Genomic DNA, 17,071 nt, shown 5'->3' on the forward strand with positions numbered 1-17,071 from the left:
GGCGCCTTCTTTTAAAACCCTTGCAAGAGCGCATGGTCATTTATACCTTACCCAAAAACAGAGATATACATGTGGATTAATCTTGAACACTGCTGGCGTTGCCCCACCAGAGCCGCCATTGATGCACTGGCGCTCAGGTTTAATCTGCGCAATACCCGGGACATGCAGGACTGGGAATATGAAGTTGCAGACGCCAAGAGAATCGACGAATTTCTAGCCGCTTATGAAAGTGGTGAGTTGAACGATGACGAACGCTTCACCCTTATGGAAACTTTGTTGGAGTCCTGTTGTGACGCGGAAATGTACGACAAGGCATTTTTATCCAGCGATGTCTGGAAAAAAATACTGGCGTTGCTAGAACAAAATATTGCGCTGCATATTTACACGGTCTGGTATTGGTCAGACACTGAACAAGCGGAAGAGGATATCAGCGATTCATTCGTTATAACACCCTGTATCCGGACTATTTTATTACGGCAGCAGCAAAGGTTTTCTCTACCAGTAAAGAATCCTGAAGGAATTGACGCATGACCCTGGTTCGAATATTTTTTTGTGCTCTGATACTGCAATCAGGGCTTTCAAGTAGCACTCATGCGTCGCAGAATGAAATTAACCACACTGAGACTAACAGGGAACATAAATTAATTGACGGTGTAGTTCAAAGAACAGTATTTCTTCTTGAAAATCCAAGGGACCAGCCAGTCGAACCTACAAATAGCGTTGAAATGGGGGAAGTAGTCTCAATTCAAAAACAGGAAGGCGATTGGATGTATGTTGCAAGCCCGGAAAAAGCCGGGTGGTTGAAATCTGATAACGTAATTTTAAGAAGTCGTTTTTCGGTGACTAAAACATGGGCGGCTCCGCAACATATTACTGTAGGAGATGGAGACTATGAAGCAGCATACACCTTTATGAAAGACGGCAGTTTTTCAGTAAAGGAAACGACATTGAAGGGGGATAGCTCATATCGTCTGATTAAAAGAAAAGGAAAGCTTTTTCAATTCAATAATTTTTTGTGGGCCAAAGTAGAAGACGAACCTCTGGGCGTAATAAGAATTTTTTTAATCGGTATAAACGGGAAATTGTGTTGGAAAATGTATATGGATGGACGGTGTTCTATTCAATAAATTTTGTAATATGGCCGTCGGATAGAAATCGGTCATTAGTATTATTTTTTAATTTTTAATTCCAGTAGCTATCCAGTCACATCTGCGCTAAAACGAGACATGCAACGTGAAATTCAACTACTCTTTTTCTCTTATGTTTGCTCTGCCTGCAATTAATAATGGAGTAATCAAGTCGTGCAGATAGTTCGAATATTTTTTTGTGTTCTGATACTGCAATCAGCTTTTTCAAGTAGAGCTTTCGCTTCGCAGAATGAAATCGAAATTGACCACAAGGAACCTGTGGCTGCAGATATTAAAATTTCTGCAAAGTTGTTGAAGGCGAGTCACTTAGCCTTTGTGGAAATGAGCAAACTTCTAAAGACCGATTCCTTAATAGAAGAGGCCAAATATCAAAAAATTGAAAATTATGATGTGATCATTTACGTCAAAAAAAATTCATATGAATTTTTGTTTAGTCGTCATGGATGGAACGGCTTTGGCGGAGGCGTTATTTTTATTTTCAGTAATAAAACCGTTGTACTTGAAGACACGGTAAGGACGAAGTAAAACTGTTGTTTTAAGAATGACGTTGGTGCCATTCCGGCATATTTATTTCTTTGACCCCAGTTTTGTTTTTTTGATTGTACTCACCATTCATAGCGCAGAATCCATTATGCCATCTTTCGAACAAGTCACTATCGATACCCCACGCCTGCATTTGCGGCCCTTGTGTCTGGATGATGCTGATGCAATTTTGCGCATACGTTCAAACCCGGATGTCATGCGCTACATGCCGTCCGCACCCTGGACCGAGTTGGTACAGGCCACGGCGATGGTCGAGCGCGATAAGGCGGCCATGCTCAAAGGTGATTTTGCGCGACTAGGACTGATACGTAAAACTGACAATCTCTTTCTTGGCAGTTGTATTCTGTTTCATCTGGATGTCGGGTGCCGTCGTGCTGAAATTGGGTATGAAATGGACGTCGCTGTCTGGGGGCAGGGCTATATGCATGAGGCATTGGTCGCCTTGTTGAATTATGGTTTCGATGAAATGAATCTCAACCGTGTTGAGGCTGACATCGTGCCGCATAATCTGGGATCAGCCAAAACACTGGAAAGACTGGGTTTTATCCGGGAAGGCTTGTTACGTGAGCGCTGGATTGTCGAAGGAAACGTGTCTGATTCGGCCATATATGGTTTGTTGCGCAGTGATTGGGTGAAGCGTGCATGATTCGGCTATGAGCATTGATGCAGCCTGATCTGGCGCTGTCGGCGAAATCAATAACGTTGCCCAAAGCTGGTCATAGCGCGGGCGCGGTGCGACGATATCGATGAATATACAGACGCCTGGTAATCTTTACTGCTGTACTCCGCTATCAAAAGACAGCCGAGCCACCTTCATCTTCTCAAAATTATTCTCCGCCCAATCCACCAGCGCGCCCATGGGTACCATGACTGAGACGCCCAGTTCGGTTAATTCATATTCGACGCTGGGTGGTTTGGTGGGGAATACTTTGCGGCTCAACAGGCCGTCTCTTTCCAGGTCACGCAAGGACTGGGTCAGCATGCGTTTGGATATGTCGGGGACTTGTTTATGCAATTGACTGAAACGCAGTGCGCCTGATTGCAGGGTCAGCAGGATCAGCGGCGTCCATTTGGTGCTGATATGGTCGAGCACATTCCTGACCGGGCACATGGCCGGATCAAAATCAGACGCTAATCCTACGCCTTTTTGGCGGTTCACTTCAGGTAACCTTGGCATGAAAAACTGCCTCCTTACAATATTTAGACATAGTCTCTATTATAGACCTTATCGATAGCCATGTCGAAACAAGGAGAGAATTTGCCATGAAAAAACAGATGTATCGCTTCAAGAAAAGCCTGGTGTTGGGTGCTACGCTCACCCTGTCCGTATTGTCTATTGCTTTGTCGCCCAATAGCTACGCGCAAGAGCCAGTTCTCGCAGTGGATCATGCTGATGCGCTGTTCAGCAGCAGCGATCCCAGGCTGCATGCAAACAAGCAGGTGGTCTATCACATCGTCAAAGACTTGCTGGAAGCCGGGCATTGGGAACAGGCAGACAAGTACTTGTCCAGGCGCTATATACAGCATAACCCGAATGCGGCGTCTGGTCTGGATGGCGTGATCAAGTATTTTGTCGAGGTCAGAAAGGTGCAACCCAAACCTATTCCAGAAAAAATGACGAAACCCATCGTTGCCGTGATTGCCGAAGGTGATCTGGTGACTGTCATGTATCCCTTGCCGGTTCGGGACAAGACCACCAACCAGCTGCTGTACACCACTACCTGGTTTGATACCTGGCGGATTGTGGACGGCAAGGCAGATGAGCATTGGGATTCTGCTTTAAAGAATTAAACAATCAATTGGAACTCATTTCGCGGACAGGAATGGGATGTATTGAACTTTCAGAAGGAATTTTATGATCGCAATAACAGGTGCAAGTGGGCAGTTGGGCCGTCTGGTGATTCAGGCTTTGTTGGGTACGGTACCAGCCAATCAGGTCGTGGCCATCGTCAGGGATGTCAGCAAGGCAGATGATTTGCGCGCCAGTGGCGTGCAGGTTCGCCAGGGTGATTATAGTCAGCCACAGACATTGGCAGGTGCGCTGCAGGGTGTGAAAAAGCTGTTGCTGGTGTCATCCAGTGAAGTCGGGCAAAGGTTGGAGCAGCACAAGAATGTGATTCAGGCTGCAAAAAGTGCGGGTGTCACATTGCTTGCCTACACCAGTATCTTGCATGCAGATACATCGCCGCTGGTGCTGGCCAAGGAACACGTTGAAACCGAAAAACTGATACGCGATAGCGGCCTGCCTTTCGTGTTCTTGCGTAATTCCTGGTATATAGAAAACTATTTTTCTGCGGTAGCTACCGCGCTGGAAACCGGCAAAGTATTTGGTGCGGCTGGTGAAGGAAAAATATCGGCGGCTTCCCGGGCAGATTACGCAGCCGCAGCCGCAGCGGTGCTGACTGGTAGTGACCAGGCCGGCAAGATTTATGAACTGGCAGGTGACCAGGGATTCACTCTCGCTGAACTGGCTGCAAGCTTGGCGGACCTGTCGGGCAAGCCAGTCGCTTATGTGAATTTTGCCGAAACTGAATACAAGGACATGCTGGTCTCATTCGGCCTGCCGGAAGGCTTTGCCTATGTCCTGGCGCAATCAGATACGGGTGCTGCACAAGGCGGCTTGTATGACGGCGGCGGCCAGCTCGGCAAGCTGATCCAGCGGCCAACGGCGAGCTTGCGTGCGGTGCTGAAAGCGCATCTGTCATCTACTTGATGTCAGTGCGGATTTGGCATAAATTAGCGAGCAATACTATTGCTGTGCTTGATTCTGGTTGTCACCCGGGGTTGACAACGGTAGACGGTCATCATGTCCGGACACTTATAGCCAACCCTGATCCCGTGCCAGGCGATATGCTTCTACGCGGTTTTTGGCATGCAGTTTGCTGATGGCTTCTGACAGGTAATTGCGTACGGTTCCTTCGGACAGGTGCATGATGCTGGCGATATCGGTGCTGGTGGAGCCGGTGCCCGCCAGGCGCAAGACCTGGCGTTCACGTTCACTCAGCGGGTCTTGTTCACCGCCCCAGCTTTCCAGCGCCAGTTCTGGTGCGATAGCGCGGCCACCGCCGTGCACGGTACGGATGGCGGCTGCCAGCGTGTCGGCCGGGGCATCTTTCAGCATGTAGCCGCGCACGCCGCTGGCCATGGCGCGGCGCAAGTAACCGGTGCGGGCAAAAGTGGTCAGCACGATGACTTTACAGGGCCATTTTTTTTCTGCAATGGCCGCCGCCAGTTCCAGGCCTGACATGATTGGCATTTCTATGTCGGTGAGGAGGATGTCGGGGCGTTCTTTTTCGCACAGGGCATAGGCTTCCTGTCCATTTTTTGCCAGGGCGATGACTTCCAGGTCATCTTCCAGGCCCAGCAGGGCGGCTAGTGCACCAGAGACCAGTGCCTGGTCTTCCGCAATGATGATACGTATCATGTTGATTCTTTCAAAGGCAATGACAGATGCAGGGTCAGCCCCTGTTCAATACGGATATCCAGCGTGCCACCAAGGGCCTGCACGCGTTCACTCATGCCGGTCAGGCCGCTGCCTTTGTGCATGGCCTGTTTGCCATCGCTGCCATTTTTTGCGACGCCATCATCGGCGATACACAATTCTACCTGTCCGTTGTGGGTAGCAAGGCTGATCTTGCAGATGCTGGCCTGGGCATGGCGGATGATATTGGTCACGGCTTCGCGCACGGCCAGCGCCATGACGTTTTCTATGGCGGCTGGCAGGGACATTTTTTCTATATCGGTTTCCAGCTCAGTTTCCAGCTCAACGGCTGCTGCGCTGAGGGCGTTTTTGGCGGATTGCAATTCGTGCAGCAGGCCGGTGGCACGATAGCCGATGACGGCGGCGCGCACTTCGGCCAGCGCCTGGCGGGCCGTATGTTCGATATCACTGATTTCTTTTTTGCTGGCGTCCGGGTTCTTGTCAAACAATTTGCCTGCCAGTTCTGCTTTCAGTGTGATGACGGACAGGGTATGGCCCAGCAGGTCGTGCAAATCGCGGGCGATGCGTTCGCGTTCAGCCAGTGCGGCCAGGTGTTCCACTTCTTCCTGTTTGCGCAACAGATTTTCATTGCTGAGCGTCAGTCGTTCACTGATGATGGCACCGAGGCCGCTGGGGATACTGAAGATAATTGCCGGTAGCCAAAAAAATTTCTCCAGTCTCATGCCCACACTGGCAGCGACAATGATGCAGCCTATAAACCATAAAAACTGATAAGCCTTGCGGGTATCCGGTATGCGTGAACACATGGTGGCAGCAAAAATGCAGAAAGTGGAACTGCCAAAGTTGAACGGCGCCCAAATGATGCCCATGAAGCACACTACAAGAATACAAGCATAAGTGCGCCAGCCATTATTCCAGAAGCTGTAAAAATACACTGGCAGAAAAAACGTCAGGCTAGCTGCCAACAGCAATATTTCTCTGATTGAAGGGGCCACATACAAATACTTCATGCCAAAAATAGCGAATGACAACAGCCAAAAATAAGGTGCCTTGCCATAGCGTGGCGGCACCCATGGTGGGGACAGTTGATGGAAGACAGATGTGCTCAAGCGGTTTTCTCAGGCTTTCTCAGGTTTTCTCAGGCTTTCTCAGGTTTTCCCGGGTTTTATCGGGTTTTCTGTAAGGGCTCAGTGGTGTTGAGAAACTGAGCCCTGATATTCTTTTATTTAGGACTTACGCAAAATTGTCCCAGCAAGGCGCAGCGACGAAGACAGTACGAATAGTACGGCAAGGAGCTGCAACGCAGCTGGGGCGGTTTTGCGTAAGTCCTATAAATGACATTATTCCTTTAAAAGGCGTACATCCGCAATCTGAAACCGGTATTCACCCGGTTGTGGCCCGGCGTTGAAGGCCATCAGGGTAATGATGCTGGGGTCCAGGCCTTTGAACTGGCTGAAAGGAATACTGATTTCCTTCCATTCTTCGGATGCAGTAAAGTGTACTGAAATAGGGATATAGCTACCCTGTACACTGATGCCCACGCTGTATTGTTTGCCATCCCCCTTGACCTTGAACTTCAAAGTGTTGGCAGCACTCAAATCGACTGCTTCCATGGGTTGTGTACCCGGGAAGAATGCCAGACCTGCCCAGGGGTAGGCAAAGCCGGGGTTGATCGTCGCTACCACGTTGACCGCTGCCACCTCATTGCTGCCATTTGGCCCGGCATCTGCCAGTTTGATATCGATGGTGGATTTGCCACCCACGGGGGCATCATTCGATGGTGCCCAGCCAAAGCCGAAGGGGCTGGCCAGTTTGTCTTTGGTGAACAGGCTGATGCGGCCATCCGCAGGCATTTGCACTATCAGGTTCTTTTGTGCATTCAGGCGTGCCACTTCCTGGATTTTTTGTTCACGCTGTTTGGTGGCGCGTTCACCGTCTTTCCACACCTCGACAATATTGCGGCTGGCGCTGATGTCCTGGTCTGGCTCGCCGCTGACCAGCAACAGGTCAGCCTTGTAGCCTTTGGCAATGCGTCCGCGATCTTTCAGGCCAAAGGCATGTGCCGGGACGGATGTTGCCGATGCCAGTGCTGCTGCCGGGCTCAAGCCTGCTTTTACCAGCGATGCCAGTTCATGATGCAGGCTGGCGCCGTATTGGGTGCCAGCATTGCCGGCATCGGTGCCTGCCAGTATCGGTATGCCAGCGGCGTGCATGGCGGCTGTCATCATGGCCGGCACTTTCAGCATGTCAGCATCTGCCTTGGCCCGGTAAGGCGAGTTCAGGGGCTGCAATTGCGCCTTGTTCAGCAATGCCGTCATGCGGCTATCGTTGAGTACATCCTCTTCCTTGATGCCGGCAATACTTTCCAGTACGCTGAAGGTGGGGATGATAAAGGCATGCCTGTCTTTGGCTGCCTTTACCAGCGCCCGCATATCCTGGTCGCTGATCTGCTTGCCAGCAAACAGATGGACCAGGGCATCTGCACCAGCGTCCAGTGCGTCCTGTGCTTCTTTCAGGCTGCCTATATGTACTACGGCCAGCTTGTGACGCAGGTGGGCCGCCTTGACCAAGGCCTTGACGGTGGCAACATCCAGGCTATTGAAGGGATGTTTTTCATACCCATGTTCCAGCACGATTTTAATGAAGTGTGAACCTTCGGCAATGCGGGCATCGACCCAGGCCTGGGCTTCTTCCGGTTTGGTCAGCGTGGGGATGGCCAGGCCATATTCCGTGCCATGACCGCCAGGCGCAGTGGCCAGCGTACCGGCAGAGATCAGATCAGCCTGGTCATGGTTTTCACCTTTGCGCATTTTTTCGTTCATGCTGGCGACCAGTTTCACATTGTTGAACATGTCAATCTGGGTGGTGACACCAAACAGCAAGGGCAGGTCCAGATCCTGGAAGGCATGGACATGGGCATCGATCAGGCCGGGCAGCAGGGTGCGGCCCTTGCCTTCAATGATGTGGGTAGCTGCCGGTGGTGTGCCTTTGAAATCGACGTCCTTGATCTTGCCATCGGCAATCAGGACATTTTTGTCCTTGAGGATTTTCTCGCCGTCAAAAACCCTTACCTGGCGTATCAGGAAACTGTCGGCTGCAAAGCTGGATGGCTGGCCAGCCGCAGTCAGGCTGCATGCGATGGCAAGGCTTAACAATGTTTTGTTCATGGTCGACTCCATATTGTGGGATGTCACCATTGTGCTGATGTAAGTAGGGATAAGACAGAAGCAATTGCCACCAGTTTTCCATGACATTTGTCATATGCCTGGTGCAGGCAGCAGGTGAAGGTGGAGATACCGGCGGAGATAAAGGCAGGATGGCTGGCAGCAAGAGGTGCTGCCAGCCCGGTCAGGATTGACTTATTTGACCTATGGCACCTTGCACAGACAATGTGTCAGTGCAGTAAAGCTTTTGCCTTCTTTGTTGATTTCTGAAAGCCAGGTCAGGTCAGACAGCATTTGTGCCGCTGCTGCCGGTGGCAGGCCAGTAGGTACAACGGCTACCTTGAACTGGTCTTGCAATACCTGGGCGGTCTTGGCACCAAAGACGCTGAAGATGCGGTCAAACCTGGAGGGCTCGCGTTCGATATAGCTGATGCGATAGTCATTGCCCAGCTTGGCGCGGGTCGATGCCGATTTCAAGGCATCCGAGAAGCTGCCTATGGTATCGACCAGGCCACGTTCCTTGGCTTGCAGGCCTGTCCAGACACGGCCTTGCGCCACGGCATTGATTTTCTCTGGCGTGGTCTTGCGTGCTGCAGCTGCCTTGCCGGTAAAATCGGCGTAGGTATGGTTGATGCTGCTTTGCAGGACTTCCGCAAAACGTGGATTCAAAGGGCGCAAAGGGTTGAATGGGTCAGCCAGCCAGGTGGTAGGGGACCCGGCAGTGTGTACGCCCAGTTTGTCCATGGCCTTGTCGGCAGTCGGCAGGATGGCGATGACACCAATGGAGCCAGTGATCGTGGCTTCGTCAGCAATCACTTCATCTGCCGCCATGGATATCCAGTAACCGCCGGATGCAGCGACGTTACCCATGGATACCACGACCGGTTTGCCGGCCTTGCGTGTCAGTTCCAGTTCACGGCGTATCAGTTCTGAACCGAAAGCGCTGCCGCCAGGCGAATCAACGCGCAGGACGATGGCCTTGATGGCGTCATCTTCACGTGCCTTGCGGATCAGGCCGGAAGTGGACAGACCACCGATTGAGCCCGGTGGTGCCATGCCTTCGCTGATTTCGCCAGAGGCAATGATGACGCCTACCGCGTTGCCAAACACTTTGGGCTTCTGGCGCGACAGATAATCATCGAACGCCACCTGACGGAAGCTCTTGCTCTGTTCATCTTTGATGCCGCGCTTGAGCATCAGCTCGCGCAATTCATCACGGGTTTTCAAACCATCGACCAGTTTGGTGTTGAGCGCCAGTTTGGCGATATCACCACCGGCTGCCGCCAGCAACTGGGTCAGGTCATTGATGCCGCGCATGATGGTGCCGTCTGGTAGCTTGCGGGCTTTTTCCACATCGGTGGTATAGGTCTTCCACAGGGCAGTGTACAAAAAGCTTTCAGCCTCTGCCGCTTCGGGCGAAGGTGCGTTGGCGACATAGGGCTCACCAAAGCTCTTGTAATCACCGGCTTTCAAGACGGTGACGGTGACACCCAGTTTGTCCAGCGCATCGCGGTAATAATTCTGGTAACGTCCAAAGCCCGTCATCATCACCGACCCCATAGGGTGCAGGTAGACTTCATTGGCATGCGCTGCCAGGTAATACTGGCGCTGGTCAAAACTTGAACCCCAGGCCACCACGGTTTTGCCGCTGGTCTTAAAGCGGTCAATCGCAGCAGCGACTTCGCGCAGCATGGTCAGGCCGGTGCCGCTCATATCATCGAGCAGCAGGACTACACTGCTGATTTGCGGATCTTTGGCCGCCTGGTCCAGCACCCACAGGATGTCACGCAATTGCGTGGTCCTGCGGACATCACCACGGGCTTCTGCCAGCAGGGTGTCGCGCGCATTGCCAGAATTCTGTTCAACCAGCGTGCCTTTCAGGTCAAGCAGCAATGCAGTCTTGTCCTCGATTTTTTTAGGTCCACCGCCAAACAGGCCGATGACGAGCATGATCAGGATGATCAGCAGGATCAGGTTGAGTATGACCCGGCGGCTGAAATCCAGCGCCGACCAGGCATACTTGAAACCTTTTCCTATCCAGGTTAATGGGGTGAAAGCCATAGTGAGTTTGTCCTATTTTACTCAGGTGATTCTAACTAAACGTTATTGCGTTATTGCCGTGGTTCTTATTCAGGCCAGACGGTTTTCAACAACTGGGCCAGGTGGGCACCGGCGCGGGCCAGGGCATCATCTTTCAGGTTGGCCATGGTTTTTTCATATTCAAGTGGCAAAGCAATAGACCAGTTATTGCCTTTTTGGTTCGGTGTGCTTTTGCTGAATTGGGTGCCAGCAAACAAAATTCTGGCGTCGCGGATGGCATCATTGGCCCACAGCACTGGCAGTTCTTCAATGGATGCATTGGCCAATGTCAGGGTTTTGGCTTTTTTGGTCAGCGTGTCATTCATGCGGCCACGCTTGTATTGCTGCGGCAGGTCGTCCCACAGCGAATGCAGATTGCCGCAAGGACATTGCAGGGCATTGCCGCCGACGGTATTGGTACCACGGTCATACTGGCCTTCATCCGGGTTGATGATCTTGCCTTCGGCATTCAGGAAGATGGAGCCGACATGCAGCGGTTGGTGCAGGTCACCGACATAATGCGTGAGCAGGGTCAGGGCTTCTTGCTTGTCCTTGAAATTGAAGGGCTTGGGCTGCGGTTTGTCTTGCAAGACCATGACAGCTGCGCGGATGGCATTCACCACGTCATGATCGCTGGTGCCGACATAGCCGGTTTTGTATTGGTCATGTTGCAAGGCCACGTCAGCATAATGATATTGTTTGTGGCAGTTTTCTTCACCGCTGGCCGGGTTGCAATTGGTGTCATTGCGTTTGACATAATCGCTCATGGCTGCAATGCCGGCGGCAGTTTCAAACGGCGCGCACTCTGGATAACGGCCTGTGGACGTGTAGGCGTAGTCTTTTTCTGGGGAAATACCTTTGACGCAATCACCCCAGACTGCCACTTTTTCCAGCGTGTTGTCACCCAATAGTGCTTTGACCTGCGCGCCGGCCCTGCTGCCTGCCAGCAGGGAATCGGCAATGGCTCCCACGGTCTGGTGGCCATCGGCACCCCAGGCGAAACTCAATTGTGGCAGGCCAGCCATGGCCAGCATCAGGGCTGAAATCAGTATCTTTTTCATAGGAATATCAGATAGCGTTAAGAAGGGGGATGCGAAAGCATCAATGGTAATACACAAAGATGACGAGGATATAGCAAACTGCAACTTCGTGTACAGATCAGAAAGCGTATTGCAGGCGCATGCTGAACACGCTGGCATGGTGGGCGTTGATTTTGCCGCTGACATAGGACACATCGTAGCGCACTGCCGTTTTGTTGCTGCTGTCGTTGCCGCCATCACCGGGCCGAAAACTGCCTGAAATGACCGGCCCCATGCGGTGCGATTGCTTGGCACCGGCTGACCAGTTGCTCCAGCTACCCAGTTCGCCAAAACCCAGCACACCAAATTCCAGGGCAGGGTGCCAGCGATATTTACCCTGCCACTGGTATTTCATTTGCGTGCTGCTGACCTGGCTACTGCGGTAAGTGCGTTCGAAAAACACATTGGCATTGACTTGCAGCCTGTCAAAATCGGTCTGCATGGCAGGGCCGAATTCAAAATCCACACCACTGCTGCTGTCGGTATTTTTATTCAGGTTGGTATGTAGTGCCAGATCGAGCGGATACTGACCGTGGGTGAGCAGGAAGTCGTTTTGCCACGTCCAGGCGCTGGTCTCCCAGGCACTGGCACCGTGTTTTGACCAGTTGGCACTCAATTCTGTGTACCAGGTCTTGTTGGGCATGTAACTGACACCAAGCTCAGGTACAGTCGATGTTGCCCGGTTATCAGCAAAAGAAGACCAGGATTTGAAGTCTATGGTCTTTTCACCTTCATTTTCATACAGGCTGACCAGGTAATACCCCGACCCCGCCCGCGCAGGCAAGGCAGCGAGAAAAGTGCTGGCAAAGATGACAGGCAGGGCAATTTTTTTCATGAGATGGCTGGTGGTAATGACATGGCAACCCAGCGCCTATCATGGCATTGCCATGGAAAACTGCAAGCAATCTATGCAAAAGGGAATTAAATAAAGAGATTTATTTGTTGCGCCCTGAACTTTGAACCTGAAAACTGTCCAGTTGTAAATGATATAAGTTATTCAAGCCGGTCAGCTCGGTGGCTGGCCTGGGTATCCAGTCCAGGTTTTCAAAGACGATCAGCCAATGTTTCGGCATACCCAGTTTTTCGTGTTCCAGCACAAAGCGTATGGGCAGGCTGACGCCAGCCTCATTGCTTTGATACAGCACGGTTCCTTCCATGCTGGCAGAAAAGCTTAATTCCATTTTCAGGGGCTTGCCACTGCCTGGTTGTAGCCAGACTTTGGCTGTTTGTGGGCGTTTTTTTGACCCCAGTTTCAGGGAATACACGGCCCAGGTGTCACCGTCGATTATTTGATCTGCTTCCCTTTGGCGGGAAGTGACGCCACTCAGCACCAGATTGGGGTGATTGGCGATGGGGCTGGAAACGTGTGTCTTGCTGCTTGGCGTTGCACTGGGCAGGCTTTCAATACGACGCAGCGGTTCTCCATTAACCCATTTGCTCAGCTTGGCCCGCTTGGCAAACTGACTGGGGCTGAGCCAGTTCTTTTCTTCTTCTGTATAGCTGGAGTCTACCGTGGCTGCTACCCAGGTTTTGCTGAGTTCTATCTGGGTGAAAAATTTTTGCCACAGGATATCTTCCTCAGCCTGGGCACAGACTGGCAAGATGGCGGTAAGGATGCTGAAGACGAACAGATGGAAAGTTTTCATGTCGGCCGCAAAATTGAATGAGTAGTAACTGTTGCTCTTATAGCATTCTTGTGGCCTGATTGGCAATCTTTATTGCTTGCTTATTGCTGATTTCATTGCTTATTTCCATAGCTACTTATGTCCACTTGTTTCGCGTCGCCGGTCGGGTATTCGACTTCCCCCTCAATACCAGCTAAACTTGCGTGTTTTTCTTCCATTTTTGCGGCATCAGTATGAACACCATGAACCCATCCCCAGACGACAGCGCGCAAGCCGCCAACGAGATCCCTGAGACAGCCTCAGAATCGACGGCCAGTGCGCCATCGAAAGACTTGATCAGCCGTGAAGTGGCACGTCGCCGTACCTTCGGTATTATTTCCCATCCGGATGCGGGTAAAACCACGCTGACTGAAAAGCTGCTGATGTTTTCGGGCGCGATTCAACTGGCCGGTACGGTCAAGGCACGCAAGAGTGGTCGTCATGCGACTTCTGACTGGATGGAGATAGAAAAGCAGCGCGGCATCTCGGTTGCTTCATCGGTCATGCAGTTTGAATACCGCGACCACGTGGTCAACCTGCTCGACACCCCGGGTCACCAGGACTTTTCTGAAGATACCTATCGCGTGTTGACGGCAGTTGATTCGGCCCTGATGGTGATCGATGCTGCCAAGGGTGTGGAAGAACAGACCATTAAATTGCTGAACGTTTGCCGCATGCGCAATACGCCCATCATCACCTTCGTCAACAAGATGGACCGCGAAACCCGCGACCCGCTGGAATTGCTGGATGAGCTGGAATCGGTATTGAAGATACAGTGTGCACCGGTGACCTGGCCTATCGGCATGGGTAAGACTTTCCGCGGTGTGTATCACATCCTGAAAGATGAGATCTTGCTGTTCACCCCAGGTAGTGAACGTGCGGACCAGGAATTCGAAGTCATCAAGGGCATCAATAATCCGCGCCTGGTAGAGATGTTCCCGCTGGAAATCGAGCAATTGAAGATGGAAGTCGAACTGGTCCATGGTGCCTCCCACCCTTTCAGTCTGGAAGACTTTTTGGCTGGCGTGCAGACACCGGTATTTTTCGGTTCTGCCATCAACAACTTTGGCGTGCGTGAAATCCTGAATGCCTTGCTGGACTGGGCACCGGCACCGCGTGAACGCGATGCGACTATCCGTTCAGTGGAGCCAAAAGAAACACCGTTCTCTGGCTTCATTTTCAAAATCCAGGCGAATATGGACCCGGCCCACCGTGACCGTATCGCTTTCTTGCGCGTCTGTTCTGGCCGTTTTGAACGTGGCATGAAGCTCAAGCATTTGCGACTGAACCGCGAGATCAAGGTGTCGTCCGTCGTCACCTTCATGGCGTCTTCGCGTGAACAGGTGGAAGAAGCTTACGCCGGCGACATCATTGGTTTGCCCAATCATGGCAATATGCAGATAGGCGACAGTTTTTCTGAAGGCGAACTGCTGCAATTCACCGGCATCCCTTACTTTGCACCAGACTTTTTCCGTACGGCACGTATTTTGAATCCACTGAAAATCAAGCAATTGCAAAAAGGCTTGCAGCAATTGGGTGAAGAAGGTGCAGTACAGGTTTTCAAACCTGTCGTCAGCAGTGATCTGGTGCTGGGCGCGGTCGGTGTCTTGCAGTTTGAAGTGGTCGCCAGCCGCCTTAAAAATGAATATGGCGTGGATGCCGTGTTTGAAGGCACCAGTATCAGCAGCGCCCGCTGGATCAGTTGCGAAGACAAGAAAATGCTGGCCGACTTTGAACGCTCCAGCGCCGGTGGCAATATCGCCTATGACGCGGCGGGCAACATGGCTTACCTGGCGACATCAGGTGTGAATCTGAAGCTGACGCAAGAGCGTTGGCCTGGCGTAACTTTCCATGCGACCCGCGAGCATGCGGCCAAGCTGGGTTAAGTCGACTGACAAGTACGCGTAAAAGACGGCTAAAGCACAAGCAACAGCAATCAAGCAAGCGTAAGTACACGCAAGCGCAGGCAAACCGAGTCTATAAGCGGCTGACAGGGCAAAAGGTGCCTGTCAGCCGCTTTGTCATTGGCGCTTAGAACCTGTTTACGATCTTACTGCGCGAGCGTGATCGGGGTTCATGTGCTGCTCAAAATGCTCATGTACTAGTGTACATTCCGCTTTTTGCGCTGCTCTTCATCCCGCTGACGCGCGCTCGCTACAGATCGTAAACAGGTTCTTACAAAATTGACTTGAATGCAGATTTTAATTTGCTAACATGGTGATTTAGGCTGCATTTTTTGCGCCATGCAATGACATATGGCTGTCATACTGCAGGCGCAAAGTGGAGCTTGACCCTGTTGGTGAAACAGTATGGCTACACGCACGATACTTCCAGGCAATTCCATTCCCTTCCCGATTTTCTGTTGCAACTTTGATGAGGAGCGTGATCATGGCATTATTTTTTATTGAAGCCGTCCGTTATGACGATAGTGGGCAGCGTATTGCCAAGGTGAGGTGGGGCAAGAGCAAGGGTGGCCAGGTCATGCCGCCCGCCATGGTAGATGATCCGCAAGAAGTCGACGTCGAGGCAGTGCTGGATACCATTGCCAATGGCGATGAAGTCATTCCCAAGTTTAGCAACGGCAATGGCATTATCCTCGGCCCTAAAGTCGTCGGCATCCTGTATGAAGATGGCGCGCGTGGTCTGAGCTCGGCGAGTGATGATGTGCCCGGCCACAGCCTGAACGACCTGCCTTCTTTCTAAGAACCTGTTTACGATCTTACTGCGCGTGCGTGATCGGGGCTCATGCGCTGCTCAAAATGCTCATGTACTTAGAGTACATTCCGCTTTTTGCGCTGCGCTTTTGTTACCCTGACCCCGCTGACGCACGCTCGCTACAGATCGTAAACAGGTTCTAATATCTGCACGCTGCTGGCACCACTGTAAGGTCAGCAACGTGCATCTTGTCTATTTAACTTGTATGCATATGCGCAAGCCTGATATATGCAAATAAGAAATACTTCGTTGTCCTTGAAAGTCCAGTCTCCATATCATAGGCAGGTCGCCGGATAATTATTGTCTGGCCTGTCACGATTTACTGGCATTCGCCGTCACCCACGGCTGCCTGCTTTTTTCAGGAATATGATGAAACTCTCCACCAAAAAAACAATATCCACTTTGCTGGCTGGCGTCGTTCTGGCTGGTGCGTCCCTGTCTGCTACTGCAGCCGATTTGCTCGATACCGTCAAGACCCGTGGCACGCTCAAAATTGCGCTGGAAGGCACCTATCCTCCATTCAATTTCAAAGACACCAAAACCAATGAACTGGCCGGTTTCGATGTCGATGTCGCCAAGTTGCTGGCAGCCAAACTGGGTGTCAAGCCAGAATTCGTGACTTCTGAGTGGAGCGGTATCCTGGCCGGCCTGTCAGCCGGTAAATTTGATGTCATCGTCAACCAGGTTGGTATCACCGCCAAACGCCAGGAAACTTTTGATTTCTCTGATCCTTACACCGTTTCCAGTGCCCAGCTCATCGTCAAGAAAGATGACAAGCGTGTTTTCAAAAGCCTGGAAGACCTGAAAGGTAAAAAGCTCGGCGTGGGACAGGGCAGCAATTATGAAGAACGTGCCAAAGCTGTTGCTGGTATCGAAGTGAAAAGCTATCCGGGTGCGCCAGAATACCTGCAAGACCTGGCCGCAGGCCGTGTCGATGCGGCACTCAATGACAGCCTGATGGTGGCCTATCTGCTGAAAGCGAGTGCCTTGCCGATCAAGGCCGGTGCACCTGTTGGTGAATTGGCCAAGAACGGTATCCCGTTCCAGAAGGGCAACCCAAAATTTGCAGCCGCCCTGAATACTGCGCTGGCTGACATCATCAAGGATGGCAGTTTCGCCAAGGTATCCAATAAATGGTTCGGCAAGGATGTCAGCAAGGCACCTTCAGCGCAATAAGCCGTAATTGGGCAGACATTGCTTGCAAAGAGCAATGTTTGCCGGATACGCTGTATGATTA

At 51.6% G+C, this 17,071-nt stretch carries 17 protein-coding genes; 9 read left to right on the forward strand and 8 right to left on the reverse strand.

Annotated elements, in window-relative coordinates; translation table 11 throughout:
- Positions 1–69: 69 nt before the first annotated feature.
- The 4 genes from ACO0K9_RS14160 (at position 70) to ACO0K9_RS14175 (ending at position 2,337) form a co-directional block, all read left to right on the forward strand.
- Entirely contained in the window at positions 70–531 is a 462-nt protein-coding gene (locus ACO0K9_RS14160) for a hypothetical protein (protein WP_422985948.1), read from the forward strand.
- A complete protein-coding gene (locus tag ACO0K9_RS14165; protein ID WP_422985950.1) occupies positions 528–1,127 on the forward strand; it encodes a hypothetical protein in 600 nt (199 codons plus the stop codon). The genes ACO0K9_RS14160 and ACO0K9_RS14165 overlap by 4 nt, the downstream gene beginning before the upstream one ends.
- A gap of 174 nt (positions 1,128–1,301) precedes the next feature.
- Positions 1,302–1,673: a hypothetical protein gene (locus ACO0K9_RS14170; protein ID WP_422985952.1), complete on the forward strand. Its 372-nt coding sequence runs from the start codon at positions 1,302–1,304 to the stop codon at positions 1,671–1,673.
- 106 nt (positions 1,674–1,779) lie between these two features.
- Positions 1,780–2,337, forward strand: coding sequence for a GNAT family N-acetyltransferase (locus ACO0K9_RS14175; protein ID WP_422985954.1), 558 nt, complete (start codon positions 1,780–1,782; stop codon positions 2,335–2,337).
- 126 nt (positions 2,338–2,463) lie between these two features.
- Here the strand turns inward: ACO0K9_RS14175 and ACO0K9_RS14180 are convergent, their stop codons facing one another.
- Positions 2,464–2,868 carry a winged helix-turn-helix transcriptional regulator gene (locus ACO0K9_RS14180; RefSeq protein WP_422985956.1) on the reverse strand — a complete coding sequence of 135 codons (405 nt, stop codon included), beginning with the start codon at positions 2,866–2,868 and terminating at the stop codon, positions 2,464–2,466.
- 86 nt (positions 2,869–2,954) lie between these two features.
- Between ACO0K9_RS14180 and ACO0K9_RS14185 the strand changes: the two genes are divergently transcribed.
- Together ACO0K9_RS14185 and ACO0K9_RS14190 are read left to right on the forward strand one after the other, a co-directional pair.
- The gene (locus ACO0K9_RS14185; RefSeq protein WP_422985958.1) at positions 2,955–3,482 is read left to right on the forward strand and encodes a nuclear transport factor 2 family protein; all 528 of its coding nucleotides are present in this window, start codon (positions 2,955–2,957) and stop codon (positions 3,480–3,482) included.
- A gap of 64 nt (positions 3,483–3,546) precedes the next feature.
- Positions 3,547–4,404, forward strand: coding sequence for an SDR family oxidoreductase (locus tag ACO0K9_RS14190; protein WP_422985960.1), 858 nt, complete (start codon positions 3,547–3,549; stop codon positions 4,402–4,404).
- A gap of 105 nt (positions 4,405–4,509) precedes the next feature.
- Here the strand turns inward: ACO0K9_RS14190 and ACO0K9_RS14195 are convergent, their stop codons facing one another.
- The 7 genes from ACO0K9_RS14195 to ACO0K9_RS14225 all read right to left on the reverse strand — a co-directional run bounded on the left by ACO0K9_RS14195 (position 4,510) and on the right by ACO0K9_RS14225 (position 13,101).
- On the reverse strand, positions 4,510–5,115 hold the full coding sequence (locus ACO0K9_RS14195; protein WP_422985962.1) for a response regulator transcription factor: 606 nt from the start codon (positions 5,113–5,115) through the stop codon (positions 4,510–4,512).
- The gene (locus ACO0K9_RS14200; RefSeq protein WP_422985964.1) at positions 5,112–6,242 is read right to left on the reverse strand and encodes a sensor histidine kinase; all 1,131 of its coding nucleotides are present in this window, start codon (positions 6,240–6,242) and stop codon (positions 5,112–5,114) included. Before ACO0K9_RS14200 ends, ACO0K9_RS14195 begins: the two co-directional genes overlap by 4 nt.
- A 231-nt stretch (positions 6,243–6,473) precedes the next feature.
- Positions 6,474–8,300: a CIA30 family protein gene (locus ACO0K9_RS14205; RefSeq protein ID WP_422985966.1), complete on the reverse strand. Its 1,827-nt coding sequence runs from the start codon at positions 8,298–8,300 to the stop codon at positions 6,474–6,476.
- Between the two features lie 201 nt (positions 8,301–8,501).
- A complete protein-coding gene (gene sppA, locus ACO0K9_RS14210; RefSeq protein ID WP_422985968.1) occupies positions 8,502–10,358 on the reverse strand; it encodes a signal peptide peptidase SppA in 1,857 nt (618 codons plus the stop codon).
- Positions 10,359–10,423: 65 nt separating this feature from the next.
- On the reverse strand, positions 10,424–11,437 hold the full coding sequence (locus ACO0K9_RS14215; protein ID WP_422985970.1) for a S1/P1 nuclease: 1,014 nt from the start codon (positions 11,435–11,437) through the stop codon (positions 10,424–10,426).
- A 97-nt stretch (positions 11,438–11,534) separates the two neighbouring features.
- Positions 11,535–12,290 carry a hypothetical protein gene (locus tag ACO0K9_RS14220; RefSeq protein ID WP_422985972.1) on the reverse strand — a complete coding sequence of 252 codons (756 nt, stop codon included), beginning with the start codon at positions 12,288–12,290 and terminating at the stop codon, positions 11,535–11,537.
- 100 nt (positions 12,291–12,390) lie between these two features.
- Entirely contained in the window at positions 12,391–13,101 is a 711-nt protein-coding gene (locus ACO0K9_RS14225; protein WP_422985974.1) for a hypothetical protein, read from the reverse strand.
- A 221-nt stretch (positions 13,102–13,322) separates the two neighbouring features.
- On the opposite strand from ACO0K9_RS14225, the gene ACO0K9_RS14230 reads away from it, so the two are divergent.
- The 3 genes from ACO0K9_RS14230 to ACO0K9_RS14240 all read left to right on the forward strand — a co-directional run bounded on the left by ACO0K9_RS14230 (position 13,323) and on the right by ACO0K9_RS14240 (position 17,010).
- On the forward strand, positions 13,323–15,005 hold the full coding sequence (locus tag ACO0K9_RS14230) for a peptide chain release factor 3 (RefSeq protein ID WP_422985976.1): 1,683 nt from the start codon (positions 13,323–13,325) through the stop codon (positions 15,003–15,005).
- A gap of 502 nt (positions 15,006–15,507) precedes the next feature.
- Positions 15,508–15,822, forward strand: a complete 315-nt coding sequence (locus ACO0K9_RS14235) for a hypothetical protein (RefSeq protein ID WP_422985977.1) — start codon at positions 15,508–15,510, stop codon at positions 15,820–15,822.
- 381 nt (positions 15,823–16,203) lie between these two features.
- Positions 16,204–17,010, forward strand: a complete 807-nt coding sequence (locus ACO0K9_RS14240) for a cystine ABC transporter substrate-binding protein (RefSeq protein WP_422985979.1) — start codon at positions 16,204–16,206, stop codon at positions 17,008–17,010.
- Positions 17,011–17,071: the final 61 nt, after the last annotated feature.

Source organism: Undibacterium sp. Ji50W, from assembly GCF_049340445.1.
In the GTDB taxonomy this organism is placed as follows: Bacteria; Pseudomonadota; Gammaproteobacteria; order Burkholderiales; family Burkholderiaceae_D; genus Undibacterium.

Bases quoted from the DNA above. Each gene is read 5' to 3' on its own strand.
- ACO0K9_RS14160 (WP_422985948.1), top strand. From the start codon at position 70: ATGTGGATTAATCTTGAACACTGCTGGCGTTGCCCCACCAGAGCCGCC.
- ACO0K9_RS14165 (WP_422985950.1), top strand. From the start codon at position 528: ATGACCCTGGTTCGAATATTTTTTTGTGCTCTGATACTGCAATCAGGG.
- ACO0K9_RS14175 (WP_422985954.1), top strand. From the start codon at position 1,780: ATGCCATCTTTCGAACAAGTCACTATCGATACCCCACGCCTGCATTTG.
- ACO0K9_RS14180 (WP_422985956.1), bottom strand. From the start codon at position 2,868: ATGCCAAGGTTACCTGAAGTGAACCGCCAAAAAGGCGTAGGATTAGCG.
- ACO0K9_RS14185 (WP_422985958.1), top strand. From the start codon at position 2,955: ATGAAAAAACAGATGTATCGCTTCAAGAAAAGCCTGGTGTTGGGTGCT.
- ACO0K9_RS14190 (WP_422985960.1), top strand. From the start codon at position 3,547: ATGATCGCAATAACAGGTGCAAGTGGGCAGTTGGGCCGTCTGGTGATT.
- ACO0K9_RS14195 (WP_422985962.1), bottom strand. From the start codon at position 5,115: ATGATACGTATCATCATTGCGGAAGACCAGGCACTGGTCTCTGGTGCA.
- ACO0K9_RS14205 (WP_422985966.1), bottom strand. From the start codon at position 8,300: ATGAACAAAACATTGTTAAGCCTTGCCATCGCATGCAGCCTGACTGCG.
- sppA (WP_422985968.1), bottom strand. From the start codon at position 10,358: ATGGCTTTCACCCCATTAACCTGGATAGGAAAAGGTTTCAAGTATGCC.
- ACO0K9_RS14215 (WP_422985970.1), bottom strand. From the start codon at position 11,437: ATGAAAAAGATACTGATTTCAGCCCTGATGCTGGCCATGGCTGGCCTG.
- ACO0K9_RS14220 (WP_422985972.1), bottom strand. From the start codon at position 12,290: ATGAAAAAAATTGCCCTGCCTGTCATCTTTGCCAGCACTTTTCTCGCT.
- ACO0K9_RS14225 (WP_422985974.1), bottom strand. From the start codon at position 13,101: ATGAAAACTTTCCATCTGTTCGTCTTCAGCATCCTTACCGCCATCTTG.
- ACO0K9_RS14230 (WP_422985976.1), top strand. From the start codon at position 13,323: ATGAACCCATCCCCAGACGACAGCGCGCAAGCCGCCAACGAGATCCCT.
- ACO0K9_RS14235 (WP_422985977.1), top strand. From the start codon at position 15,508: ATGGCATTATTTTTTATTGAAGCCGTCCGTTATGACGATAGTGGGCAG.
- ACO0K9_RS14240 (WP_422985979.1), top strand. From the start codon at position 16,204: ATGAAACTCTCCACCAAAAAAACAATATCCACTTTGCTGGCTGGCGTC.